This window comes from Burkholderia sp. KJ006, assembly GCF_000262695.1.
In the GTDB taxonomy this organism is placed as follows: Bacteria; Pseudomonadota; Gammaproteobacteria; order Burkholderiales; family Burkholderiaceae; genus Burkholderia; species Burkholderia vietnamiensis.
This window is the reverse complement of record NC_017920.1, coordinates 89,367-112,300: the sequence shown is the minus strand read 5'-3', so window position 1 is coordinate 112,300 and position 22,934 is coordinate 89,367. Positions and strand designations below refer to the sequence as shown.

Genomic DNA, 22,934 nt, shown 5'->3' with positions numbered 1-22,934 from the left:
CTTAAACAGCAGCTGCGCCGCCGACGATCTCCGACAGTTCTTTCGTAATCGCGGCCTGGCGGCTCTTGTTGTACACGAGCTGCAGTTCGCTGATCACCGTCTTCGCGTTGTCGGACGCGGCCTTCATCGCGACCATGCGCGCCGATTGCTCGGACGCCATGTTTTCCGCGACGGCCTGGTACACCAGCGCCTCGACGTAACGCACGAGCAGTTCGTCGACGACTGCCTGCGCGTCCGGCTCGTAGATGTAGTCCCACGACGTGGCCGGCGTACCGTCATTGGCGTCGAAGTGGTCCGCCGACAGCGGCAGCAGCTGTTCGATCACGGCTTCCTGCTTCATCGTGTTGACGAAGCGCGTGTACGCGATATAAACGGCCGACAGCTTGCCTTCCGAGTACAGATCGAGCTGCGTCTTCACGGCGCCGATCAGCTTGTCCAGGTGCGGGGTGTCGCCGAGGTGTACGACCTGCGACATCACCTTCGCGCCGAAGCGGTTCAGGAACCCGAGGCCCTTGCTGCCGATTGCGGTAGCTTCGACCTTCTGGCCCCGCTCTTCGAGCTCCTTGAACTTCTGCACCGTCGCACGCAGCACGTTGGTGTTCAGACCGCCGCAAAGACCCTTGTCCGTCGTGACGAGGATGATGCCGGCCGTCTTCGCGCCGTCGTTCGCCACCATGAACGGGTGGCGGTACTCCGGGTTCGCACGGCTCATGTGCGCGGCGATGGCACGGACCTTGTCCGCGTACGGACGAGCGGCGCGCATGCGTTCCTGCGCGCGGCGCATCTTCGATGCGGCCACCATCTCCATCGCCTTCGTGATCTTGCGCGTGTTTTGCACGCTCTTGATCTTGCCGCGAATTTCCTTCATTCCAGCCATAGCTTGCTCCTTGACCGGAGCGGCGCGGGCGCCTCAGCACCCGCGCTGCCCCGTTGTGTCACTCGCGGATCAATAGGCACCCGACTTCTTGAAGGATTCGATCGCCGCGCGCAGCGCGCCTTCGTCGTCCTTCGAGAGGTCCTTGGTGTCTTCGATGCGCTTGATGAGGTCAGCGTGGCTGGTCTTCAGGTTGTCGCGCAGGCCCTTCTCGAACGACAGCACTTGCTTGACGTCGAGATCGTCGAGGTAGCCGTTGTTCGCGGCGTACAGCGACACGGCCAGTTCCCACACCTGCAGCGGCTGGTACTGCGGCTGCTTCAGCAGTTCCGTCACGCGGCGGCCGCGCTCGAGCTGCTTGCGGGTCGCTTCGTCGAGGTCCGATGCGAACTGCGCGAATGCGGCCAGTTCACGGTACTGCGCGAGGTCGGTACGGATACCGCCCGACAGCTTCTTCACGACCTTCGTCTGAGCGGCGCCACCGACGCGCGACACCGACACGCCGGCGTTGATTGCCGGGCGGATGCCTGCGTTGAACAGGTCGGTTTCCAGGAAGATCTGGCCGTCGGTGATCGAGATCACGTTCGTCGGAACGAACGCGGTCACGTCGCCGGCTTGCGTTTCGATGACCGGCAGTGCCGTCAGCGAGCCGCTCTTGCCCTTCACTTCGCCGTTCGTGAACTTCTCGACGTACTCTTCCGACACGCGAGCCGCACGCTCGAGCAGACGCGAGTGCAGATAGAACACGTCGCCCGGGTACGCTTCACGGCCCGGCGGGCGGCGCAGCAGCAGCGAGATCTGACGGTATGCCCATGCCTGCTTGGTCAAGTCGTCATAGATGATCAGCGCGTCTTGACCGCGGTCGCGGAAGTATTCGCCCATCGTGCAGCCGGCGTACGGTGCCAGGTACTGCATCGCGGCCGAATCCGACGCCGAAGCGGCGACGACGATCGTGTATTCCATCGCGCCCGTTTCTTCGAGCTTGCGAACCACGTTCATGATCGACGAAGCCTTCTGGCCGATCGCGACGTAGATACAGATCAGGTCCTTGCCCTTCTGGTTGATGATCGCGTCGAGCGCCACCGCGGTCTTGCCGCACTGACGGTCGCCGATGATCAGCTCACGCTGGCCACGGCCGATCGGCACCATCGCGTCGATCGACTTGATGCCCGTCTGCACCGGCTGCGACACCGACTTACGCCAGATCACGCCCGGGGCGATCTTTTCGATCGCGTCGGTCAGCTTGGCGTTGACCGGGCCCTTGCCGTCGATCGGGTTGCCGAGCGCATCGACCACGCGGCCGACGAGTTCCGGACCAACCGGCACTTCCAGGATGCGGCCCGTCGTCTTGACGACGTCGCCTTCCGAGATGTGTTCGTATTCGCCGAGAATCACCGCGCCGACCGAGTCGCGCTCGAGGTTCAGCGCGAGGCCGAACGTGTTGCCCGGGAACTCGAGCATTTCGCCCTGCATCACGTCGGACAGGCCGTGGATGCGCACGATACCGTCGGTCACGGAGATCACGGTGCCCTGGTTGCGAACGTCTGCGCTCGCTTCAAGGCCCTGGATCCGGCTCTTGATCAGCTCGCTGATCTCAGAGGGATTGAGTTGCATTATTCGCTCCTGATAGTCAATTCTGTTGCGTGCCGGCGTGGCGCTCAGGCGGTCAACGCAGCCTGCATCGATGCGAGGCGCGCGCGAACCGAGGTGTCGAGCACTTCGTCGCCGACCGTCACGCGCACGCCGCCGATCAGCGACGAATCGACTTCGACCGTCGGTTTCAGCTTGCGCTTGAACTTGCGTTCGAGGCCCGAGACGAGACTGTCGAGCTCCGCGCCTTCCAGCGGGAACGCGCTCACGATCTCGGCGTCGGCTGCACCTTCACGTTCGTTCTTGAGCGCCTCGAACTGCTCGGCGATTTCCGGCAGCAGCGCGATGCGATGATTGTCGACCAGCATCTGCACGAAGTTCTTCGCTTCGGCGCCAGCCGCGAGCGGCGACTTCACCGCAACAAGCAGCAGCTCGGCTACTTGCTTGCGGGTCACCTTCGGGCTCGACGCGACCGACAGCACTTCCGGCAGATGCGCAACCTGGGCCAGCTCTTGCACGAGCGTGGACCAGGCGGCGATGTCACCGCCCTCGGCCACGCGGAACAGCGCTTCTGCGTAAGGGCGGGCGATGGTTGCAAGTTCGGCCATGATCAGAGCTCGGCTTTCAGTTGATTCAGCAGTTGGGCGTGGGCCGTTTGATCGACTTCGCGCTTCAGGATCTGCTCGGCGCCCTTCACGGCCAGCGCGGCAACTTCGCCACGCAGCGTTTCGCGCGCCTTCACGATTTGCTGTTCTGCTTCCGCTTTCGCCTGGGCGACGATGCGGGCGGCTTCAGCCTGGGCGTTGGCCTTGATTTCCTCGGCGACCGCCTGGGCACGCTTTTCGGCGTCGGCGATGCGCTGCTGGCCGTCGTTACGGGCCTGCGCGAGTTCCTGGTCCACGCGCTTGTGCGCTGCGTCGAGTTCTGCCTTGCCCTTTTCCGCGGCGGCGAGGCCGTCGGCGATCTTCTTCGAACGTTCGTCGAGGGCGTTGATCAACGGCGGCCACACGAATTTCATCGTGAACCACGCGAGGACCAGGAACACGACCATTTGCGCAAACAGAGTTGCGTTGAGATTCACGGTGTTTCCTTATCTGCTATTCCGGAAAAATGAAACGGTAAGGCGCTCATCGAGTTGCATTCGATCAGCGCCCCAAGTCTCCGTTCCGCCCTGCGCCGGCTCACGCCGTGCGCATATTTCCGAGGAACCTTAGCCTGCGAGCTTCGACAGGAGCGGGTTCGCGAACGCGAACAGCATTGCGACACCAACACCGATCAGGAATGCAGCGTCGATCAGGCCGGCCAGCAGGAACATCTTGGTTTGCAGCGGGTTGATGAGTTCCGGCTGACGTGCGCAGGCTTCGATGTACTTGCCACCCATCAGCGCGATACCGATACAGGCGCCGATTGCACCCAGGCCGATGATGATGCCGATACCGATGGCGGTCAGACCCTGGATGTTGGCGATGTAAGCTTGCATGATCACTCCTTTGAGAAAAGACTTGGAACTTAGATTTAAAAAACTAAAACGGAAACTCTTGTTTGCACGTCGCGCTTAGTGCTTGTCGTGCGCCTGGCCGAGATACACCAGCGTCAGCATCATGAAAATGAATGCCTGCAACAGAACAATCAGGATGTGGAAGATTGCCCAGACGCTGCCCGCGATCACGTGACCAACGAAGCCGAGGAACGTTGCGTCGCCACCGAAGCTCCACATGCTGCCGAGCAGGGCGATCAACAGGAACAACAGCTCACCTGCGTACATGTTGCCGAACAGCCGCATGCCGAGGGAGACGGTCTTCGCGACGTATTCGACGATGTTCAGCGCAAGGTTCGGGATCCACAGCAGCGGGTGGCCGCCGAACGGCGCCGACAGCAGCTCATGCACGAAACCGCCGGCGCCCTTGATCTTGATGCTGTAGTAGATCATCAGGACGAACACGCCGAGCGCGATGCCGAGCGTGCCGTTCAGGTCGGCCGTCGGGACGATGCGGTGGTGGGAAATCACGTCCGACAGACCGAGCAGGGCGATCACGCGGCCCGGCAGGTCGACCGGCAGGAAGTCGAGGGAGTTCATCAGCGCGACCCACACGAACACGGTGAGCGCGAGCGGAGCGATGAACGTGCGATTGCCATGGACGATGGCCTTCGATTGATCTTCGACCATCTCGACGAGCATTTCGATCGCGCACTGGAAACGGCCCGGCACGCCCGACGTCGCCTTGCGGGCGGCCAGACGCAACACGACGATCGTCACGATCCCGCACACGATCGACCAGAACAGCGTGTCGATGTTCCAGACGTGGATGTCGAAAATCGACGTCTGATGCGAGGTGGAAAAGTTCTGCAAGTGGTGCGCAATGTACTCGGACGGATCCGGACCGCGCGTGCCTTCGCTAGCTGCCATATCGTTAATGCCACCCAAATTGTCGAAAATCGTTTCCCCCGTTTCCGCAATACGCTATTGCGGGAACGGGCCGGTGCGGTTCCTGTCGAAAACCGCACGCTGCTTGTTGCTTACCGCCAGGCCAGCGCGATCCAGTACGTCTTCAGCACGACGAGGTAGGTGACGAGGAGCGCCGGCCAGTGCACGCCGGCATAGCCGTACGCCACTGCGGCGAACATTCCGATCGTCACGCCGAGCTTCAGGGCTTCGCCCATCACCCAGCTCATCACGGTGGCCGAGCCACCTGCCTTCAGTCGTGCCACGAACAACGCGCTTGGCACCCAGCCGATCGCCCCGCCCAGAAACGCGGATTGCGCAGCGGCGCCCGGCGACTTCGAAAACAGCCACCACGCCAGCGTTGCAACCAGGGACAAGACCACCTGCGCGATCACCACCTTGTAGGGAGTGACGCGCGGCGGCTTGCTCACGTTCGGACCGAACAACCTCTCGGCTTCCGTCCGCGTGAGCGGAACGATGTTGTCATCTTGCTGCTCGGCATCCCAGTCGCCGCCGTCGGATTCGCGCCGTTCGCCGGCCGCTGAAGCGGTGCGTTGCGCTCGGGGACCATCGTGCCTGTCGTTCGGCGCCTGACCCGCCATCGCAATCTTCCGCAAAATCCTTGAACCCGGCCCCAAGCTTTCTGAAAGCTTTCAGGGGTGCCTAGCTAACAAATCCGGGCGATTGTAAGCGATAGTTGCAAGTGATTCAAGGCTTTAGACGCGACAAAAAGCTTCGTAAAACGCCGCCTCATCATGTGAAAAACGCGCGAATCGACGACGTACGATGACAGTTGTAAGGTGGTTTTTTCGCGTCGCACATTTCGCGGGCGGAAATGCGCGTTTCAGCGGAAATCAACGGCCGGAAATGGGGGCTGTGACGCGGCGTCGCGGCGTCGCGGCGGGCTGATTGCAATGAAATTCCGCGAAGGCGGAACGAATGGAAACGCGGCGGCCGGTGCTGTGCGACAACCGCACCTCGCCGACGTGCGCGCTTGGCAGCACGAAGAAATGCGATCAGCCGTGCAGATGAAGCGGCGAGCGGCGTTGCGTCGCCACAGTAGATCGACTGTGAATCGGCGCACTTATCAACAGGCGGGGTGTTTCGAAGGTCGCTGCTGCTGCCGCCCTGCCCGGCCACGCTTTTGCAGGCGGCCGACGTCGCCGCTACCGCTGGCCGCGGCGCTCAACCGTGGACGAGCAACCACGCGCCGAGTGCCGCGCTCGCCAGCGCGAACGGGATCGACACCGCGTGAAACGGCAGCCACATGCGCGGCTCCTTCGCGAGACGCACGGCGATCAGGTTCGCGAGCGAGCCGATCGCGAAACCGAAGCCGCCGACCGAGACGCCGAACGCGAGTGCGCGCCAGTCGTGCGTGAATTCCGACAGCAGGATCGCGGCCGGCACGTTGCTGATGCCCTGCGACAGCACCGCGCCCGCGGCGAACACGCGCAACGGCGTATCGAGATGGCTGCTCGCAATCGTGTCATGTATGACCGGCAACGCGGCCGCGCTGCGCAACACGACGAACATCAGCACGAAGATCAACAACAGCAGCCAGTCGATTTTCAGGACTGCGTCGCGCTTCGCCACCAGCAGCGCGATCACGACGGCGATCAGGCCCGGCACCGGATGGTGCGCGTCGGCGAGCAGCACGAAGCCGCCGAACAGCACGGCCGCGAGCAATGCGTGCATGCGTTGCACGGGCACCGCCTGCACGTCTCCCGACAAGTCGAGCGGTTTGGCACGAAACGCGCACGCCGTGACCGCGAGCAGCAACGCCATCAACGCGAGCGCGAGCGGCCCGAGCGCGACGACGAAGCCGCCGAACGACACGCCGCTCAATTGCCACAGAAACAGATTCTGGGGATTGCCGAGCGGCGTCGCGACGGACCCGGCGTTGACCGCCAGCGCGACGACGATCACCAGCCGTCGAAACGGCAGCGGCGTCAACGCACGCAGCGATACCATCAGCGGCACGACGACGAACAGCGCGACATCGTTGGTGAGCCACATCGCAAGCGCCGCCGCGAATATCACCAGCAGCATCGCGAGCCCGCGCTCGGAGTGCACGTGGTGCACGATGCGATGCGCGAGCCACATCAGACAACCGGACAGCTCGAGCGCCTTGGTCAGCATCAACAGGCCAGCGAGCGTGACCACCGTCTGCCAGTCGACCAGACCGGCCAGTATCGCGAACGGTTGCGGGCGCAACCATTCGAGAACGATCAGCGCAACGGCCAGTACCGTCAGTACGGGCTCCTGCAAAAGCCAGCCGAGCCACCGGCGCGGCGCCGGCGCGCCCGTGCTTTCGATCAATTGAACCTCGTCACTCTTCAGTTGCGACGTTACCGCGCAGCCGCGCGAGAATGCCCTCGAGCGCATCGAGGTTGCCGAAATCGATCAACACCTGCCCTCGGCCGCGGCGGCCGAGCTTGATCTTCACCGTGGACGCGAGCAGGTCGGACAACTCCTCCTCCAGCCGGCGCGTGTCGCGGCCGCCGTCGTCCTTCGCGCGCGCCTTCACGGCCGGCGCTTCCTTCGTCGTGTGCGCGACCAGCTTCTCGGTCTCGCGCACCGACATGCGCTTGTTGACGACCTGATGCGCGAGCGCGATCTGCGTTGCCGCATCGACGGCGAGCAGCGCACGCGCGTGACCCATGTCGAGATCGCCGGCCAGCAGCATCGTCTGCACCGGCGACGCGAGGTTCAGCAGCCGCAACAGGTTCGACACCGCGCTGCGCGAGCGGCCGACGGATTCGGCGGCCTGCTCGTGCGTGAAACCGAACTCGTCGAGCAGGCGCTGGATGCCGTGTGCCTCTTCCAGCGGGTTCAGATCCTCGCGCTGGATGTTCTCGATCAGCGCCATCGCCGCGGCGGCCTGATCGGATACGTCCTTCACCAGCACCGGCACTTCTTCGAGGCCGGCGAGGCGCGCAGCCCGAAAACGCCGCTCGCCCGCAATGATCTCGTATTTATCAGACGAAACGGGCCGCACCAGGATCGGCTGCATCACGCCTTGCGCGCGAATGCTGGCGGCCAGCTCCTGGAGGTTGCCTTCGTCCATCCGCGTGCGCGGCTGATACTTGCCGGCCTGCAGCTTGCCGAGCGCAAGCGTGTTCGGAGCGCCTTCGATCTTCACCGCTTCGGTGATGTCCGCACTGCCGCCGAGCAACGCTTCGAGGCCACGTCCCAAGCCCTTCTTCTTTGGTACCGCGTTCATGTCTTTCTTCCTCGCTTCGCTCATGTCCGGCTCACGACACCTCGAACGCGCGCACGCGGTCGATCATCTCGGCACCGAATTGAAGATACGCCTGCGCACCGCGCGAGTTACGGTCGAATACGACGCCCGGCAACCCGTAGCTCGGCGCTTCCGCCAGACGCACGTTGCGCGGAATCACCGCGTCGAACACCTTGTCGCCGAAATGCGCTTTCAGTTGATCGGAAACCTGCTGCTGCAGCGTGATGCGCGGATCGAACATGACGCGCAGCAAGCCGATGATCTTCAGGTCGCGGTTCATGTTCGCGTGAACCTGCTTGATCGTGTTGACGAGATCGGACAAGCCCTCCAGCGCGAAGTACTCGCACTGCATCGGGATCACCACGCCGTGCGCCGCGCACAGTCCGTTCAGCGTCAGCAGCGACAGCGTCGGCGGGCAGTCGATCAGCACGAAATCGTAGTCGTCCGCGACGCGCTCGAGCGCGGCCTTCAGCCGGCGCTCGCGGTTGTCGATGCCGATCAGCTCGATCTCCGCGCCGGACAACTCACGGTTGGCCGGCAGCACGTCGTACGTGACGCCTTCCGGGCGCACACGTGCGTCCGACACCGGTACGCCGTCGATCAGCACTTCGTACACGGTCGACTCGCATGCGGCCTTGTCGATCCCGCTGCCCATCGTCGCGTTGCCCTGCGGGTCGAGATCGATCAGCAGCACGCGCTGCTCCTGCGCTGCAAGGCTTGCGGCGAGATTGACCGATGTCGTCGTCTTGCCGACGCCCCCCTTCTGGTTTGCAACGCAGAAGATCTTTGCCATCGTTGGGTGTTCCTCTTACCTTCAAACAAACGGCGCGCATCCGCGCGCCTTCAATTCGCTTCGTCGACGGCGACTTCGATCAGATGCCGTTCGGCATCGAGCATCGGGACGGCCAATCGTATCGTCTGCTTCACGCGGCTGCCTTCCGGCAGTCGCGCAATTTCGTCGTCCGGGTGGACGCCCTTCATTGCCCAGATCGATCCGCCCGGTGCGACGAGATGACGAGCAAGTTTAACGAAGTCGGATAGATCCGCGAAGGCGCGGGATACGATCATGTCGAATTTTTCCGGCACTTCGAAGCCCGGCTGCAGCGATTCGACGCGCCCGGTGACGACGGACAGGTTCGTCAGCTTCAGTTCGGCGCGCATTTGCGTCTGGAATGCCGATTTCTTCTGCACGATATCGTTCAGCGTAACCTGCCAGCCCGGCTGGACGATCGCCAGCACGATGCCCGGCAGCCCGCCGCCGGAGCCCACATCGAGCACGCGCGCATCCGTGCGGCCGCGCAGATGCGGAACGATGGAAAGCGAATCGAGGATGTGCTGAGTCAGCATCTGCCTCGGGTCACGGATCGCCGTCAGGTTGTAGACGGCGTTCCATTTACCGAGCAGCGCCACATAGTCGAGCAACTGGTTGCGCTGAGCATCCGTCAATACGATGTCCAGCGCGGCCGTGCCGTCGATCAACATCTGCTCAAGTACGTCCCGATTAACCGCCGGCGCGCGACGCGCCGTCATTGCTGCGTCGGGACGGTATCGCCCCCCTGCTCGGTCGTTTCTGCTGCGGCGCCGTTACGGCGGCCGAGGCCGCGGCGCTTCAGGTGCACCATCAGCAGCGAGATCGCGGCCGGCGTCACACCCGAGATACGCGAGGCCTGGCCGATCGTTTCGGGGCGGAACTCGTTGAGCTTCTGACTCACCTCGAACGACAGACCGCGAACCTCACGGTAGTCGATACCATCCGGCAGACGGGTATTCTCATTCGCATCATTGCGCTCGATCTCGTTGGCCTGGCGCTCGATATAACCCTGATACTTGATACCGATCTCGACCTGCTCCTTGATCTGACCCAGCAGCACCGGCTCATCGGCCAGCGGCTCCACGGGGCCACATTCACCGCCCTTCAGCCCACATACGCCGTCGTAGCTGATACCAGGCCGCCGCAGCAGTTCGGCCAGGCTGTATTCGTGGTCGATCGGCTTGCCGAGCAGCGCGGTCGCCTCTTCCGGCGGCAGCGTCTTCGGCGTCACCCAAGTCGACTTCAAGCGTTCGGTTTCACGTGAAACAGCGTCGCGCTTCCGGCTGAACGCGTCCCAGCGCACGTCGTCGACGAGGCCCAGCTCGCGACCAATCTCGGTCAACCGCATATCCGCATTATCTTCACGCAGGCTCAGCCGGTATTCGGCGCGGCTCGTGAACATCCGGTAAGGCTCAGCCACGCCGCGCGTGACGAGGTCGTCGACCAGCACGCCAAGGTACGCCTGATCCCGACGCGGGCACCATGCGTCCTTTTCCTGCACGTAACGGCCGGCATTCAGGCCAGCGAGCAGGCCCTGCGCCGCCGCCTCTTCATAGCCGGTCGTACCGTTGATCTGGCCCGCAAAGAACAGCCCGTTGATCGCCTTCGTTTCCAGCGACGCCTTCAGCGCACGTGGGTCGAAATAGTCGTACTCGATCGCGTAGCCGGGGCGCAGGATGTGCGCGTTCTCGAGGCCGCGCATCGAGTGCACGAGTTCGAGTTGCACGTCGAACGGCAGGCTCGTCGAAATGCCGTTGGGATAGAACTCGTTGGTCGTCAGCCCTTCCGGTTCCAGGAAGATCTGGTGCGACTCCTTCGACGCAAACCTGTGAATCTTGTCCTCGATCGACGGGCAGTAACGCGGGCCGACGCCTTCGATCACGCCCGTATACATCGGCGATCGGTCGAGCCCACCGCGAATGATGTCGTGCGTGCGCTCGTTCGTATGCGTGACCCAGCATGGCAGCTGCTGCGGATGCTGCTCTGCGCGGCCGAGGAACGAGAACACCGGGATCGGATCGAGGTCGCCCGGCTGCTCGTCGAGCTTCGAAAAGTCGATCGAGCGGCCATCGATACGCGGGGGGGTGCCGGTCTTCAGGCGGCCCTGGGGCAGCTTCAATTCCTTCAGGCGGGCCGACAGCGAGACGGCTGCCGGATCGCCCGCACGGCCGCCGGTGTAGTTGTTCAAGCCGACATGGATCTTGCCGTCGAGGAACGTGCCCGCCGTCAGCACGACAGCGCGCGCCCGGAAACGGATGCCGATTTGCGTGACCGCACCGACCACCCGGTCGCCCTCGACCATCAAATCGTCGACGGCCTGCTGGAACAGCCACAAGTTCGGCTGATTCTCGAGCCGATGGCGGATCGCAGCCTTGTAAAGGATGCGGTCGGCCTGTGCACGCGTTGCGCGTACGGCCGGACCCTTCGACGAATTGAGGATCCGGAACTGAATACCGCTCTCGTCGGTCGCGGCGGCCATCGCACCGCCGAGCGCATCGACTTCCTTCACGAGATGGCCCTTGCCGATGCCGCCGATCGACGGATTGCAGCTCATCTGGCCGAGCGTTTCGATGTTATGGGTCAGCAGCAGCGTCTTCGCACCCATGCGGGCCGATGCCAACGCGGCCTCCGTGCCGGCGTGCCCGCCGCCGACGACGATGACGTCAAATTCTGTGGGAAAAAGCATGGTGGATTCCGTACGCAGGACAGCGCACGAACCTATCAGAGAAATGTATGGGCCGAATTATAGCGGGTTCGCTTTTACGCCGAAGACCGTCCGAATGGTAGGGTGCGTTCATTTGACGGTTTTTTCGACCGCTGTGGCGTGCAGTGATGCTCAAAGGAGCCATCGCGCCCGTTGGTCGGGCGGAAATACGTGAATTTCTGTGAAGCCTCGTTAGCTTGCGGTGGCGCTCACAGCTCTTGCACTCGGCCCGCAACAAGTTATCCCCCTGTGCCGCCTGGCGCGTCGCCATAGCTCCGCCCTCAGTGGCGACGCAGAGCGACGCTTGCCGGTCACGCCACAGTATTTCTATAAGACCGGCAGACTCTTATCCCCACCCGCTTCCGTTCCCCGGTCCGCCCAACAAAAACGGCGTGTTTCACGTGAAACACGCCGTCCGTTTCCCGGTTCCGCCTCCACTGCCCAAGCAGGCGTCACGCCGATTTCTTGGCTAACCCGAGGTAAGTCTCGATCACCTGCGGATTCTGTGCCAACTCGGCCGCCGGGCCTTCCAGCGCAAACTCGCCTGTCTCGAGCACATAGCCGTAGTCCGAAATCTGCAGCGCAGCGCGCGCATTTTGCTCGATGAGCAACGTCGCGACGCCCGTACCGCGCAGCGCGCTGATGATGTGGAAAATCTCCTTCACGATCAGCGGCGCCAGCCCGAGGCTGGGCTCATCGAGCATGAGCAAGTCGGGCTTGCCCATCAGCGCGCGTCCGACCGCCAGCATCTGCCGCTCACCGCCCGACAACGTACCGGCAGCCTGCCTGCGTCGCTCCCTGAGCCGCGGAAACAGCGCGAAGACATGATCGAGCTGATCGAGAAAGTTCGCCTCGCCTGCCTGCTTGCGGCGGTAGGCGCCCAGCACGAGGTTATCCTCGACCGTCATCGTGCTGAACAGCTCGCGCTTTTCCGGCACGAGGCACATGCCATGCGCGACGCGTTGCTCGATCGGCAACGCGCCGACGTCACGGCCGCGATACAAGACCTGGCCAGACGCATGCCCCGTCACCGGCAACGCGCCCATGATCGCGTTCAGCAGCGTCGACTTGCCTGCGCCGTTCGGCCCGATCACGCTGACGATCTGGCCCGCGCCGACCTTGATCGCCGCGCCGTGCAACGCCCCGACCTTGCCGTACCGCACGGCCAGCCCACGTACCTCGAGAATCGGCATCGTCGTGTCCGCCATCACTCCACCCCGCCCAGATACGCCTCGAGCACCGCCGGATCCTGCTGCACGTCCTGCGGCAGCCCTTCCGCGATCCTCGTGCCGAATTCCATCACGACCAGCCGGTCCGTCAGGTTCATCACGAAATCCATGTCATGTTCGACGAGCAACACGCTCATCCCCTCGCCCTTCAGGCGCCGCAACAGCTCGGCGAGCTGCTGCTTCTCCTGATAGCGCAACCCGGCGGCCGGCTCATCGAGCAGCAGCAGCGTCGGATCGCAGCACAGCGCGCGGGCGATTTCGAGTATCCGTTGCTGGCCCAGCGCGAGGCTACCGGCTTCGTCGTACATGTGCTTTTCGAGCCCGACACGGCGAATCTGCTGCGCCGCCTCGGCCAGCAGCTGCGCTTCCTCGTGCGCATTGAGCCGCGCGATGCTGCGCCACACGCCGGTGTGACCGCGCAGGTGTGCGCCGATCGCGACGTTCTCGAGCACCGTCATCGTCGGAAGCAACTTCACGTGCTGGAAGGTCCGGCCGATCCCACGGCGCACGATCTGCCGCGACGTGAGCCCGTCGATCCGCTCGCCACGGAACGTGATCGCGCCGCCGGTCGGCTTGAGCACGCCCGTCACCAGATTGAACGTGGTCGACTTGCCGGCGCCGTTCGGGCCGATCAGCCCGATGATCTGCCCCGCTTTCACGTCGAAGCTCACGTCGTTCACGGCCACCAGCCCGCCGAATTGCTTGCGCGCGCGATCGACCACGAGCAGCGGCTCGCCCGCGACCGGCTTCGCCCGCTGCGGCAACGGATCGGCGTACTCGGGCGCATGGGCGCGCGGCCCGCGCGGAAACAGCTTCGCGACGAACGGCCATACGCCCTGGCGCGCGTACTGCAGCAGAACGACCATCAGCACGCCGAACACGATGATCTCGAAGTTGCCCTCCGAGCCGAGCAGCTTGGGCAGCAGCGTCTGCAGGTAGTCCTGCAGCACGGTGAGGATCGCGGCGCCGAGCACCGCGCCCCACACGTGCGACACCCCGCCGACCACGGCCATGAACAGGAATTCGATCCCGTGGTTCAGGCCGAACGGCGTCGGGTTCACCGCACGCTGAAGATGCGCGTAAAGAAAGCCCGATACCGCAGCGAGCACCGCCGCGTAGACGAAGATCACCACGCGCATCCAGGCGGTGTTCACGCCCATCGCCTCGGCCATCACGCCGCCGCCGCGCAGCGCGCGAATCGCGCGGCCCGGCCGGCTATTGAGCAGGTTCTGCACCGACACGATCGCGGCGAGCACGACGGCCCAGATCACGAAGTACAGGCTGCGGCCGCTTTCGAGTGCGACGCCGAACAGGTTCAGCGCCGGAATCCCGCTGATCCCGTCGTACTTGCCGAGCAGTTCGAGGTTGCCGAACAGGTAGAACAGCGCGAGGCCCCATGCGATCGTACCGAGCGGCAGGAAGTGCCCGGACAGCCGCATCGTGACCGCGCCGAGCAGCAGCGCGACCAGCGCCGTCAGCACGACGCCGACGACCAGCGCGAGCCACGGCGACACGCCGTAGCGCGTGGTCAGAAGCGCGGTTGCATACGCGCCGATGCCGACGAACGCGGCCTGGCCGAAGCTCGTCATCCCGCCGACGCCGGTCAGCAGCACGAGGCCGATCGCGACGATCGCGTAGAGGCCGATGTAGTTGAGCAGCGTGATCCAGTATTCGGGCACCTGCAGCGCGCCGGGCAGCACCGGCAGCGCGAACAGCACCACGAGAAACACCCAGAAGGCCTTGTTGCGTACCATCGTCGTCATCGCGTCACTCCTCTTCATCTTCCGCATGCGGCGTCGCGAAACTGCGCCACAGCAGCACCGGGATGATCAGCGTGAACACGATCACTTCCTTGTACGCGCTCGCCCAGAACGACGAATACGACTCGAGCACGCCGACGAGCAGCGAGCCGGCCGCCGCGAGCGGATAACTGACGAGACCGCCGATGATCGCGCCGACGAAACCCTTCAGCCCGATCAGGAAGCCGGAGTCGTAGTAGACGGTCGTCAGCGGGCCGACCAGAATGCCGGACAGCACGCCGAGCCCAGCTGCCAGCGTGAACGCCAGCCGCCCGGCCTCGGTCGTGCCGATGCCGACGAGCCGCGCGCCGAGCCGGTTCACCGACGTCGCGCGCAGCGCCTTGCCGGCGATCGTGCGGCCGAAGTACACGTAGAGCGCGCCGATCAGCACCAGCGCGGTCGCGACCACGACGATGCTCTGCACCGACACCGTCATGCCGCCCAGGGCGAGTGACGCATCGGTGAATCCGTTGGTGCGCGAGCCTTCCGCGCCGAACATGACGAGCCCCAGCCCGACCATCGCGAAATGGACGGCAACCGACACGATCAGCAGCAGCAGCGTCGTGCCTTCGGCGATCGGCTGATACACGAGCCGATAGACGAACGGCCCCATCGGCACGACGATCGCCAGCGTCAGCGCGATCTGCGCGAGCATCGGCAGCGGCTGCGCGGCGAAGTTGCGCGTGAGCGCGAACATGGCGAGCGGCAGCAGCACGTAGCGGCTGCCGAGCGTCGCGAGCGTCCGGCCGAGCTGATGACGGCGTTCGCGATGGCGGATCAGGCCGCCCGCTTCGAGCAGAAAGCACGCGATGCCCATCACCAACAGGAGCCAGCAGGTGGCCGGAAATTTCTGCGCCTGCAGCGCCGCGAGCGTCAGCGCACCGTAGGCGACGAATTCGCCCTGGGGAATGAAGATCACTCGCGTGACGGAAAACACCAGCACGAGCGCCAGCGACAGCAATGCATAAATGGCGCCGGTCGTGATGCCGTCTTGCGCGAGGATCGCCGCAATCGAGAGATCCATACGTTTCGTGTATCGAGAATGCTGCGAAGAATCGGTGACGGGACAACGCCCCGCAAGCGGAAACGGCATGGCGGGAACGCGGCGCGCCGTTCCGCGGTGTTCCGGAAAACATGCGGCGGGCCCGGTGCCGTTCCCACCGGGCCCGCCAGTTTCACGTGATGCTTACTCGGCCTGCAGCTTCCACTTGCCGTCGACGATCTGCACCATCACACGCGCACGCGTGTCGAAGCCGTTGTGATCGGTCGGCGTCATGTTGATCACGCCGTGCGACACCGGCAGATCCTTCACGCTCTCGAGCGACGCGCGCAGCGCCTCGCGGAACGCTTCGGTGCCCGGCTGCCCTTTCTTCAGCGCCTCCGGAATCGCGCGCTGCAGCAGCAACCCTGCGTCCCATGCGTGGCCGCCGAAGGTCGACAGCGAACCCGCGCCGTAGGCCTTCTCGTACGCCGCCTTGTAGCCGAGCGCCGGCTTCTTCACCGGGTTCGAATCGGGCAGCTGGTCGGTCACGAGCACGGGGCCGGCCGGCAGGATCTCGCCTTCGCAATCCTTGCCACACACGCGCAGGAAGTCGTTGTTCGCGACGCCATGCGTCTGGTACACCTTGCCCTTGTAGCCGCGCTCCTTCAGCGTCTTGGCCGGCAGCGCCGCCGGCGTGCCGGAGCCGGCGATCAGCACCGCATCCGGCGTCGAGCCCATCAGCTTCAGCACCTGCCCCATCACCGACGCATCGGTGCGGTTGTAGCGCTCGTTCGACACGACCTTCAGCCCGTTCTTCGCCGCAGCGGCGTTGAAGGTGTTGTACCAGCTGTCGCCGTATGCATCGGCGAAGCCGATGAAGCCGACGGTCTTCACGCCGTGCTTCGCCATGTAGTCGGCGATTGCGTCGGCCATCAGCTGATCGTTCTGCGGCACCTTGAACATCCATGCGCGCTTCGCATCCATCGGCGCGATGATCTGTGCGCTCGCGGCCAGCGAGATCGTCGGCGTCTTGCCCTGCGACACCGGATCGAGCATCGCGAGCGAGTTCGGCGTGACGGACGAACCGATGATCGCGTCGACGTGATCCTCGTCGATCAGCTTGCGTACGTTCTGCACGGCGCGGCTCGTGTCGGACGCGTCGTCGAGCACGATGTACTGGACGCTCTTGCCCCCGATCTCCTTCGGCAGCAGCGCGATCGTGTTCTTCTCCGGGATTCCGAGCGATGCGGCCGGCCCGGTGGCCGACAGCGTCACGCCGATCTTGACCTGGGCGGACGCCGTCGCCGCCGCGCACACGAGGCCAGCCGCAAACAGAGCCTCCATCCATCGATTCATTTTCATTTACGTTGTCTCCAAACGCTGCTCGAAAAATCCGCGGGTCGCTCTGGCGGCTCCCGGTCCTCAAACAATTTAATAATTTAACTATCCCGCTGTGCCGCGCCTACGCTCGTTTTCCCGCGAGGCATCGTCGCGCACAGCAGAACGGCCATTCGACCGCAACGATGCGCGACGGCGATGTCGTCGAAATGAAGCAAGCGAAAAACAGAAGCGGCGAAGCGGCCGCGATGCACGCGCAACGACGGCGGCAACGCGCCCGGTGCGGCGCCGTCGCCAGGGGCGAACAAAGGCCGCAATCGGCCGCTCATGCGACGGTGAACGAGGCATCGGATCTGGCGAGCACCGCGCCAACCTGCGCGTTGCCGGCGCTTCCCGCGGCAACGGACGTCGCACCCGCCCGGCTGCGCCCGCAAGCCGCAAGAAGCCCGCGCCGCCCTGCTCCCGAACGGCTGCCCTCGACCGTACGCGATACCGCGATCCAACGTCCTGCGCGTCTCATCCAACCGTACTCCCTGTTCTGCGTTGCGCTCGTAGGAGAACTGCCGACCGATTTTCCCGACCGCTCGGTCGGCGAAAGCCGAGTGTAACGGACGCCTTTCATGCACGCTAACCGGGTAAGCCCGAACCGCGCGCAGGCGCGCGCGTGCCGTCGACGGCTCGACAGGACGATCGAAGAAAAATACGGGGCGGGATGAACGGTGCGATGCGAACGCGCGAAATGGCGCGCATTGAGGGCGATGCGCGCCATGCACCATCGATGCAAATTCGCGCACGCAAATGAAAAAGCGCTGTTGGATTCCGTCCAACAGCGCTTTGGGGTCCGGGCACTTTGTGCCTCGATTGTCTCCTCGTTCTCCACCTGCAAATTCGTTTCGCGGTGCATCAGAACTGAAACGAAGATTAAAGGACCTTTCACCCTGCGACAACTTAGCATTTACCCCTATGGTGCATCGCCGCACGAAAATGGGGCAGCAATCTGGCCGTGCGGCGCGGCCCGGGCGAGCGCAAAACGCCTCTGCGCAAGGCGCCGGATGGTGCTTCGCATCAACGCCGCCGCGCACCGAATGCAACGCGATCAGGACGGCCGCACCGTCTTCACGCGCGCGACCATCTCGCCGACGATGCCGCGCCGGAACGCAAGCACGCATGCGATGAAGATCAGCCCGGTGACGATCGTCGCCGATTCGCCCAGCGAGTGGAACCAGCCGACGCCCGTGAGCGATGCGAGCCACTCGCCGATGTCGCCGAGCCGGTCTTCGAGCGCGACGATCAGCGCCGCGCCGAGCAGCGGCCCGAACAGCGTGCCCATCCCGCCGACGAGCGTCATCAGCACGACGAGGCCCGACATCGTCCAGTAAGCGTCGGACAGCGTCTCGAAGCCGAGCACCAGCACCTTCAACGCGCCGGCCAGCCCCGCGAGCCCGGCCGACAGGATGAACGCGAGCAGCTTGAAGCGGTCGGTGTCGTAGCCGAGTGAGATCGCGCGCGGCTCGTTCTCCTTGATCGCGACGAGCACCTGGCCGAACGGCGAATGTACGACCCGCACGATGAACGCACACGCGGCGACGATCACCGCAAGCACGACGTAGTACAGCGTGACGTCGTTCGACAGGTCGAGCACGCCAAACAGGTGGCCGCGCGGCACGCCCTGCAGCCCGTCCTCGCCGTGCGTGAACGGCGCCTGCAGGTAGATGAAGTAGACCATCTGCGCGAACGCGAGCGTGATCATCGCGAAATAGATGCCCTGCCGCCGGATCGCGAACAGGCCGACGACGAGCCCCAGCAGCGTGGCCGCCGCCGTGCCGGCGAGCACGCCGAGCTCCGGCGTGAAGCCGAGCGTCTGGATCGCGTAGCCGGTCGCGTAGCCGGCGCTCGCGAGGAACATCGCATGGCCGAACGACAGCAGCCCCGTATAGCCGATCAGCAGGTTGAACGCGGCCGCGAACAGCGCGAACGCGAGCACCTTCATCACGAACACCGGATACGCGCCGATGAACGGCGCCGCCAGCAGCGCGGCGAGCAACGCGCCGTAGAGCACTTTTCTCTGCATCATTTTTCCTTGCCGAACAGGCCCGCCGGACGGAACAGCAGCACGATCGCCATGATCACGAACACGACGGTGGCCGACGCTTCCGGATAGAACACGCGCGTGAAGCCCTCGATCACGCCGAGCAGCAGCCCGGTGACGATCGAACCGAGTATCGAGCCCATCCCGCCGATCACGACCACCGCGAACACGGTGATGATCATCGGCTGGCCCATCAGCGGCGACACCTGGATCACCGGCGCCGCGAGCACGCCCGCGAACGCCGCGAGCGCGACGCCGAAGCCGTAGGTGAGCGTGATCATCATCGGCACGTTCACGCCGAACGCCTCGACGAGCTTCGGGTTCTCGGTGCCGGCGCGCAGATACGCGCCCAGGCGCGTCTTCTCGATCACGAACCAGGTCGCGAGACACACCGCGAGCGATGCGACGACCACCCACGCGCGGTAGTTCGGCAGGAACATGAAGCCGAGATTGGTCGCGCCCGACAGTTGCGCGGGCACGTCGTACGGCTGGCCCGACGAACCGTAAATCGAACGGAACACGCCTTCGACCACCAGCGTGAGGCCGAACGTGAGCAGCAGCCCGTACAGGTGATCGAGCTTGTACAGCCAGCGCAGCATCGAGCGCTCGATCGCGATCCCGAACGCGCCGACGATCAGCGGCGCGAGCACGAGCATCGCCCAGTACGGCAGGCCGAAGTACGACAGCCCCATCCACGCGAGCATGGCGCCCAGCATGAACAGCGCGCCGTGCGCGAAGTTGATCACGTTGAGCAGCCCGAAGATCACCGCGAGCCCGAGGCTCAGGATCGCGTAGAACGAGCCGTTGACGAGGCCGAGCAGCAACTGGCTCAGCATCGCCGGCAACGGAATGCCAAAGATTTCCATCGACTTAGCCGTCAGTATGAGTTTGGTTGCGCGTGCAACCTTCAGGCCGGCGCGCATGCGCGGCCCGGCGGCCACGTCGCCCGGGCCGCCGGAACCGCCGCAGCGCCGCTACGCCGCGCCTACTTCCACAGCGCGCAGCGCGATTCCTGCTTGGTGCCGAACGCCTGGTCGCCCGGGATCGTCGCGAGCACCTTGTAGTAATCCCACGGCTCCTTCGACTCGGACGGCTTCTTCACTTCCATCAGGTACATGTCGTGGATCATGCTGCCGTCCTGACGGATGTAGCCCTTCGCGTAGAAGTCGCTGATCTTGAGCTTCTTCAGCTCGGCCATCACCTTGTCGGAGTCGGTCGTGCCGGCCGCCTGCACGGCCTTCAGGTAGGTCGTCACCGACGAGTAGTCGGCGGCCTGCAGGCTCGACGGCATCTTCTTCATCTTGCCGAAGTAGCGCTGCGCCCACTGGCGCGACGCGGCGTCGCGGTTCCAGTACCAGCTGTCGGTCAGCACGAGACCCTGCGTCGTCTCGAGGCCGAGGCTGTGCACGTCGTCGATGAACATCAGCAGCGCGGCGATCTTCATCGTCTTGGTGATGCCGAATTCCTTCGCGGCCTTGATCGAGTTGATCGTGTCGCCGCCCGCGTTCGCGAGGCCGAGGATCTGCGCCTTCGACGACTGCGCCTGCAGCAGGAACGACGAGAAGTCCGACGCCGACAGCGGGTGCCGCACCGCGCCGAGCACCTGGCCGCCGTTCGCCTTCACGACGTCCGACGTGTTCTTCTCGAGCGCCTTGCCGAACGCATAGTCGGCGGTCAGGAAGAACCAGCTCTTGCCGCCTTGCTTGACCACGGCCGAACCGGTGCCCTTCGCGAGCGCCATCGTGTCGTATGCGTAGTGGACCGTGTACGGCGTGCACTGCTCGTTGGTCAGCGTGTCGGCGCCCGCGCCGATGTTGATGTAGACCTTCTTCTTCTCGGCCGCGACCTGGTTCATCGACAACGCGGTCGCGGAGTTCGTGCCGCCGACCAGCAGGTCGAGCCCGCCGCGATCCATCCATTCGCGCGCCTTCGACGCGGCGATGTCGGCCTTGTTCTGGTGATCCGCGTAGACGACCTCGATCGGCTTGCCGAGCACCTTGCCGCCGAAGTCGGCGACTGCCATGCGGATCGCCTCGAGGCCGCCCTGCCCGTCGATGTCCGCGTAAAGCCCCGACATGTCCGTGATGAAGCCGATCTTCACGCTGTCGGCGGCGTGTGCCGCGCCGGCGCTGAATGCTGCGGTCGCGACCGCGAGACACGCGTGTGCGAGGGTCTTCATTTTCATTGACGTCTCCTGTTGTTCTGATGCGTTGTGGTTGTTCGTGCGCCGCCACGGCCAGCGGCAAGTGAAACGGGGCGGCGTCACACCCCCAGCAGGTCGTGAAGGATCGGCATCTTTCCTTCCAGTTCGGACGAGCGGAAATGCTCGACGATGCGGCCATGCTCCATCACGTAGAAGCGGTCGGCGAGCGGTGCGGCGAAGCGGAAGTTCTGTTCGACCATCACGACCGTATAGCCGCGCGCCTTCAGCGCGACGATCATGCGCGCGAGCGCCTGCACGATCACCGGCGCGAGGCCTTCCGAGATTTCGTCGAGCAGCAGCAGGTTCGCGCCGGTGCGCAGGATCCGCGCGACCGCGAGCATCTGCTGCTCGCCGCCCGACAGCCGCGTGCCCTGGCTCTGCCGGCGCGACGCGAGATTCGGGAACATCGCGTAGATCTCGTCGAGCGACATCGCGTGCTCGCGCGGGCCGATCGGCGGCGGCAGCATCAGATTCTCCTCGCACGACAGGCTCGAGAAGATGCCGCGCTCCTCCGGGCAATAGCCGACACCGAAATGCGCGATGCGGTGCGTCGCCAGGCCGATCGTCTCGTTGCCGGCCACCTTGATCGAGCCGCTGCGGCGCCCGGTGAGCCCCATGATCGCGCGCAGCGTCGTGGTGCGCCCCGCGCCGTTGCGGCCGAGCAGCGTGACGACCTCGCCGCGATGCACGGTCAGATCGACGCCGTGAAGAATGTGGGATTCCCCGTACCAGGCTTCGAGGCCCGAGATTTCCAGCGCGGGCGCGCCGCTTTCGACGCCGCTCAATTCGCGTTCCTCCCGTTCGCTGTGCTTCATGCGTGCGCCCCTGCGAGCGCCGCGTCGGCGCTGCCCATGTAGGCCTCGATCACCAGCGGATTCTTCGACACTTCGGCATACGAGCCTTCGGCAAGCACCTCGCCGCGCTGCAGCACGGTGATCGTGTCGGAGATGCCGGCGATCACGTTCATGTTGTGCTCGACCATCAGGATCGTGCGGCCGGCCGCGACTTTCTTGATGAGCGCGGTCACGCGATCGACGTCCTCGTGGCCCATCCCCTGCGTGGGCTCGTCGAGCAACATCAGTTCGGGCTCCATCGCGAGCGTCGTGGCGATTTCGAGCGCGCGCTTGCGGCCATATGCAAGCTCGACGGTCGGCACGTGCGCGAAATCGCTGAGGCCGACCTGCGTGAGCAGATCCATCGCGCGATCGTCGAGGCGTCGCAGCGTGCGCTCGCTGCGCCAGAAGTGGAATTCGGTGCCGAGCGCGCGCTGCAGCCCGATGCGCACGTTCTGCAGCGCGCTCAGGTGCGGGAATACCGCGGAGATCTGGAACGAACGGATGATGCCGCGGCGTGCGACCTGCGCGGGCCGCTCGCCGGTGATGTCGATACCGTTGAAGACGATCTGGCCAGCCGTGGGCGTCAGGAACTTGGTCAGCAGGTTGAAGCAGGTGGTCTTGCCCGCGCCGTTCGGTCCGATCAACGCGTGGATCGCGCCTCGGCGCACGCGCAGGTTGACGCCGTTGACGGCAGTGAAGCCCCTGAATTCCTTCGTCAGTCCGCGTGTTTCGAGAATCGTGTCGCCGAGAATCATGTTCCCTTCCGTACGAAGTCGGGCGAAGCACCGGGGAGCG

Annotated in this window: 22 protein-coding genes; 1 reads left to right on the top strand and 21 read right to left on the bottom strand. The window is 64.6% G+C overall.

Annotated elements, in window-relative coordinates; genetic code table 11:
- Nucleotide 1: 1 nt before the first annotated feature.
- The 16 genes from atpG to MYA_RS00425 form a co-directional block, all read right to left on the bottom strand.
- Entirely contained in the window at nucleotides 2–877 is an 876-nt protein-coding gene (gene atpG, locus MYA_RS00500) for a F0F1 ATP synthase subunit gamma (RefSeq protein WP_011882815.1), read from the bottom strand.
- A 69-nt stretch (nucleotides 878–946) separates the two neighbouring features.
- Entirely contained in the window at nucleotides 947–2,488 is a 1,542-nt protein-coding gene (gene atpA, locus MYA_RS00495) for a F0F1 ATP synthase subunit alpha (RefSeq protein WP_011882814.1), read from the bottom strand.
- Between the two features lie 44 nt (nucleotides 2,489–2,532).
- Complete coding sequence (locus MYA_RS00490) at nucleotides 2,533–3,072, bottom strand: F0F1 ATP synthase subunit delta (protein ID WP_011882813.1); 540 nt, start codon at nucleotides 3,070–3,072, stop codon at nucleotides 2,533–2,535.
- A gap of 2 nt (nucleotides 3,073–3,074) precedes the next feature.
- On the bottom strand, nucleotides 3,075–3,545 hold the full coding sequence (locus tag MYA_RS00485; protein WP_011882812.1) for a F0F1 ATP synthase subunit B: 471 nt from the start codon (nucleotides 3,543–3,545) through the stop codon (nucleotides 3,075–3,077).
- A gap of 129 nt (nucleotides 3,546–3,674) precedes the next feature.
- Nucleotides 3,675–3,944 carry a F0F1 ATP synthase subunit C gene (gene atpE / locus MYA_RS00480; RefSeq protein ID WP_006482730.1) on the bottom strand — a complete coding sequence of 90 codons (270 nt, stop codon included), beginning with the start codon at nucleotides 3,942–3,944 and terminating at the stop codon, nucleotides 3,675–3,677.
- Between the two features lie 75 nt (nucleotides 3,945–4,019).
- Nucleotides 4,020–4,871, bottom strand: coding sequence for a F0F1 ATP synthase subunit A (atpB, locus tag MYA_RS00475; protein WP_011882811.1), 852 nt, complete (start codon nucleotides 4,869–4,871; stop codon nucleotides 4,020–4,022).
- Nucleotides 4,872–4,981: 110 nt separating this feature from the next.
- Nucleotides 4,982–5,509, bottom strand: coding sequence for an ATP synthase subunit I (locus MYA_RS00470; protein ID WP_014722172.1), 528 nt, complete (start codon nucleotides 5,507–5,509; stop codon nucleotides 4,982–4,984).
- Between the two features lie 583 nt (nucleotides 5,510–6,092).
- The gene (locus MYA_RS00465; protein ID WP_176044245.1) at nucleotides 6,093–7,223 is read right to left on the bottom strand and encodes an SLC13 family permease; all 1,131 of its coding nucleotides are present in this window, start codon (nucleotides 7,221–7,223) and stop codon (nucleotides 6,093–6,095) included.
- Nucleotides 7,224–7,236: 13 nt separating this feature from the next.
- Nucleotides 7,237–8,130, bottom strand: a complete 894-nt coding sequence (locus MYA_RS00460) for a ParB/RepB/Spo0J family partition protein (protein ID WP_011882807.1) — start codon at nucleotides 8,128–8,130, stop codon at nucleotides 7,237–7,239.
- Nucleotides 8,131–8,161: 31 nt separating this feature from the next.
- Nucleotides 8,162–8,941 carry a ParA family protein gene (locus tag MYA_RS00455; protein ID WP_011882806.1) on the bottom strand — a complete coding sequence of 260 codons (780 nt, stop codon included), beginning with the start codon at nucleotides 8,939–8,941 and terminating at the stop codon, nucleotides 8,162–8,164.
- 50 nt (nucleotides 8,942–8,991) lie between these two features.
- On the bottom strand, nucleotides 8,992–9,678 hold the full coding sequence (gene rsmG / locus MYA_RS00450) for a 16S rRNA (guanine(527)-N(7))-methyltransferase RsmG (RefSeq protein WP_041493719.1): 687 nt from the start codon (nucleotides 9,676–9,678) through the stop codon (nucleotides 8,992–8,994).
- Nucleotides 9,675–11,645 carry a tRNA uridine-5-carboxymethylaminomethyl(34) synthesis enzyme MnmG gene (mnmG, locus tag MYA_RS00445; RefSeq protein WP_011882804.1) on the bottom strand — a complete coding sequence of 657 codons (1,971 nt, stop codon included), beginning with the start codon at nucleotides 11,643–11,645 and terminating at the stop codon, nucleotides 9,675–9,677. The genes rsmG and mnmG overlap by 4 nt, the downstream gene beginning before the upstream one ends.
- Before the next feature lie 470 nt (nucleotides 11,646–12,115).
- Complete coding sequence (locus MYA_RS00440) at nucleotides 12,116–12,871, bottom strand: ABC transporter ATP-binding protein (protein ID WP_014722168.1); 756 nt, start codon at nucleotides 12,869–12,871, stop codon at nucleotides 12,116–12,118.
- On the bottom strand, nucleotides 12,871–14,655 hold the full coding sequence (locus MYA_RS00435) for a branched-chain amino acid ABC transporter ATP-binding protein/permease (RefSeq protein ID WP_011882802.1): 1,785 nt from the start codon (nucleotides 14,653–14,655) through the stop codon (nucleotides 12,871–12,873). The genes MYA_RS00440 and MYA_RS00435 overlap by 1 nt, the downstream gene beginning before the upstream one ends.
- A gap of 4 nt (nucleotides 14,656–14,659) precedes the next feature.
- Complete coding sequence (locus MYA_RS00430; protein ID WP_014722167.1) at nucleotides 14,660–15,715, bottom strand: branched-chain amino acid ABC transporter permease; 1,056 nt, start codon at nucleotides 15,713–15,715, stop codon at nucleotides 14,660–14,662.
- 162 nt (nucleotides 15,716–15,877) lie between these two features.
- Entirely contained in the window at nucleotides 15,878–17,035 is a 1,158-nt protein-coding gene (locus MYA_RS00425) for an ABC transporter substrate-binding protein (protein WP_011882800.1), read from the bottom strand.
- 161 nt (nucleotides 17,036–17,196) lie between these two features.
- Between MYA_RS00425 and MYA_RS29080 the strand changes: the two genes are divergently transcribed.
- A complete protein-coding gene (locus MYA_RS29080) occupies nucleotides 17,197–17,619 on the top strand; it encodes a hypothetical protein (protein ID WP_043290601.1) in 423 nt (140 codons plus the stop codon).
- Nucleotides 17,620–18,107: 488 nt separating this feature from the next.
- On the opposite strand, the gene MYA_RS00420 is transcribed toward MYA_RS29080, so the two are convergent.
- The 5 genes from MYA_RS00420 to MYA_RS00400 all read right to left on the bottom strand — a co-directional run bounded on the left by MYA_RS00420 (nucleotide 18,108) and on the right by MYA_RS00400 (nucleotide 22,894).
- Complete coding sequence (locus tag MYA_RS00420; RefSeq protein WP_014722164.1) at nucleotides 18,108–19,082, bottom strand: branched-chain amino acid ABC transporter permease; 975 nt, start codon at nucleotides 19,080–19,082, stop codon at nucleotides 18,108–18,110.
- Nucleotides 19,082–19,966 carry a branched-chain amino acid ABC transporter permease gene (locus MYA_RS00415; protein ID WP_014722163.1) on the bottom strand — a complete coding sequence of 295 codons (885 nt, stop codon included), beginning with the start codon at nucleotides 19,964–19,966 and terminating at the stop codon, nucleotides 19,082–19,084. The genes MYA_RS00420 and MYA_RS00415 overlap by 1 nt, the downstream gene beginning before the upstream one ends.
- A 119-nt stretch (nucleotides 19,967–20,085) precedes the next feature.
- The gene (locus MYA_RS00410) at nucleotides 20,086–21,285 is read right to left on the bottom strand and encodes an ABC transporter substrate-binding protein (RefSeq protein WP_014722162.1); all 1,200 of its coding nucleotides are present in this window, start codon (nucleotides 21,283–21,285) and stop codon (nucleotides 20,086–20,088) included.
- 77 nt (nucleotides 21,286–21,362) lie between these two features.
- Complete coding sequence (locus MYA_RS00405) at nucleotides 21,363–22,118, bottom strand: ABC transporter ATP-binding protein (protein WP_014722161.1); 756 nt, start codon at nucleotides 22,116–22,118, stop codon at nucleotides 21,363–21,365.
- Nucleotides 22,115–22,894 carry an ABC transporter ATP-binding protein gene (locus tag MYA_RS00400; RefSeq protein WP_011882795.1) on the bottom strand — a complete coding sequence of 260 codons (780 nt, stop codon included), beginning with the start codon at nucleotides 22,892–22,894 and terminating at the stop codon, nucleotides 22,115–22,117. The genes MYA_RS00405 and MYA_RS00400 overlap by 4 nt, the downstream gene beginning before the upstream one ends.
- Nucleotides 22,895–22,934: the final 40 nt, after the last annotated feature.

What these genes read in the sequence shown, in the direction of transcription:
- atpG (WP_011882815.1), bottom strand. Translation starts at nt 877, where the DNA reads ATGGCTGGAATGAAGGAAATTCGCGGCAAGATCAAGAGCGTGCAAAAC.
- atpA (WP_011882814.1), bottom strand. Translation starts at nt 2,488, where the DNA reads ATGCAACTCAATCCCTCTGAGATCAGCGAGCTGATCAAGAGCCGGATC.
- MYA_RS00490 (WP_011882813.1), bottom strand. Translation starts at nt 3,072, where the DNA reads ATGGCCGAACTTGCAACCATCGCCCGCCCTTACGCAGAAGCGCTGTTC.
- atpE (WP_006482730.1), bottom strand. Translation starts at nt 3,944, where the DNA reads ATGCAAGCTTACATCGCCAACATCCAGGGTCTGACCGCCATCGGTATC.
- atpB (WP_011882811.1), bottom strand. Translation starts at nt 4,871, where the DNA reads ATGGCAGCTAGCGAAGGCACGCGCGGTCCGGATCCGTCCGAGTACATT.
- MYA_RS00470 (WP_014722172.1), bottom strand. Translation starts at nt 5,509, where the DNA reads ATGGCGGGTCAGGCGCCGAACGACAGGCACGATGGTCCCCGAGCGCAA.
- MYA_RS00460 (WP_011882807.1), bottom strand. Translation starts at nt 8,130, where the DNA reads ATGAACGCGGTACCAAAGAAGAAGGGCTTGGGACGTGGCCTCGAAGCG.
- MYA_RS00455 (WP_011882806.1), bottom strand. Translation starts at nt 8,941, where the DNA reads ATGGCAAAGATCTTCTGCGTTGCAAACCAGAAGGGGGGCGTCGGCAAG.
- rsmG (WP_041493719.1), bottom strand. Translation starts at nt 9,678, where the DNA reads ATGACGGCGCGTCGCGCGCCGGCGGTTAATCGGGACGTACTTGAGCAG.
- mnmG (WP_011882804.1), bottom strand. Translation starts at nt 11,645, where the DNA reads ATGCTTTTTCCCACAGAATTTGACGTCATCGTCGTCGGCGGCGGGCAC.
- MYA_RS00440 (WP_014722168.1), bottom strand. Translation starts at nt 12,871, where the DNA reads ATGGCGGACACGACGATGCCGATTCTCGAGGTACGTGGGCTGGCCGTG.
- MYA_RS00435 (WP_011882802.1), bottom strand. Translation starts at nt 14,655, where the DNA reads ATGACGACGATGGTACGCAACAAGGCCTTCTGGGTGTTTCTCGTGGTG.
- MYA_RS00430 (WP_014722167.1), bottom strand. Translation starts at nt 15,715, where the DNA reads ATGGATCTCTCGATTGCGGCGATCCTCGCGCAAGACGGCATCACGACC.
- MYA_RS00425 (WP_011882800.1), bottom strand. Translation starts at nt 17,035, where the DNA reads ATGAAAATGAATCGATGGATGGAGGCTCTGTTTGCGGCTGGCCTCGTG.
- MYA_RS29080 (WP_043290601.1), top strand. Translation starts at nt 17,197, where the DNA reads ATGCGCGACGGCGATGTCGTCGAAATGAAGCAAGCGAAAAACAGAAGC.
- MYA_RS00420 (WP_014722164.1), bottom strand. Translation starts at nt 19,082, where the DNA reads ATGCAGAGAAAAGTGCTCTACGGCGCGTTGCTCGCCGCGCTGCTGGCG.
- MYA_RS00415 (WP_014722163.1), bottom strand. Translation starts at nt 19,966, where the DNA reads ATGGAAATCTTTGGCATTCCGTTGCCGGCGATGCTGAGCCAGTTGCTG.
- MYA_RS00410 (WP_014722162.1), bottom strand. Translation starts at nt 21,285, where the DNA reads ATGAAAATGAAGACCCTCGCACACGCGTGTCTCGCGGTCGCGACCGCA.
- MYA_RS00405 (WP_014722161.1), bottom strand. Translation starts at nt 22,118, where the DNA reads ATGAAGCACAGCGAACGGGAGGAACGCGAATTGAGCGGCGTCGAAAGC.
- MYA_RS00400 (WP_011882795.1), bottom strand. Translation starts at nt 22,894, where the DNA reads ATGATTCTCGGCGACACGATTCTCGAAACACGCGGACTGACGAAGGAA.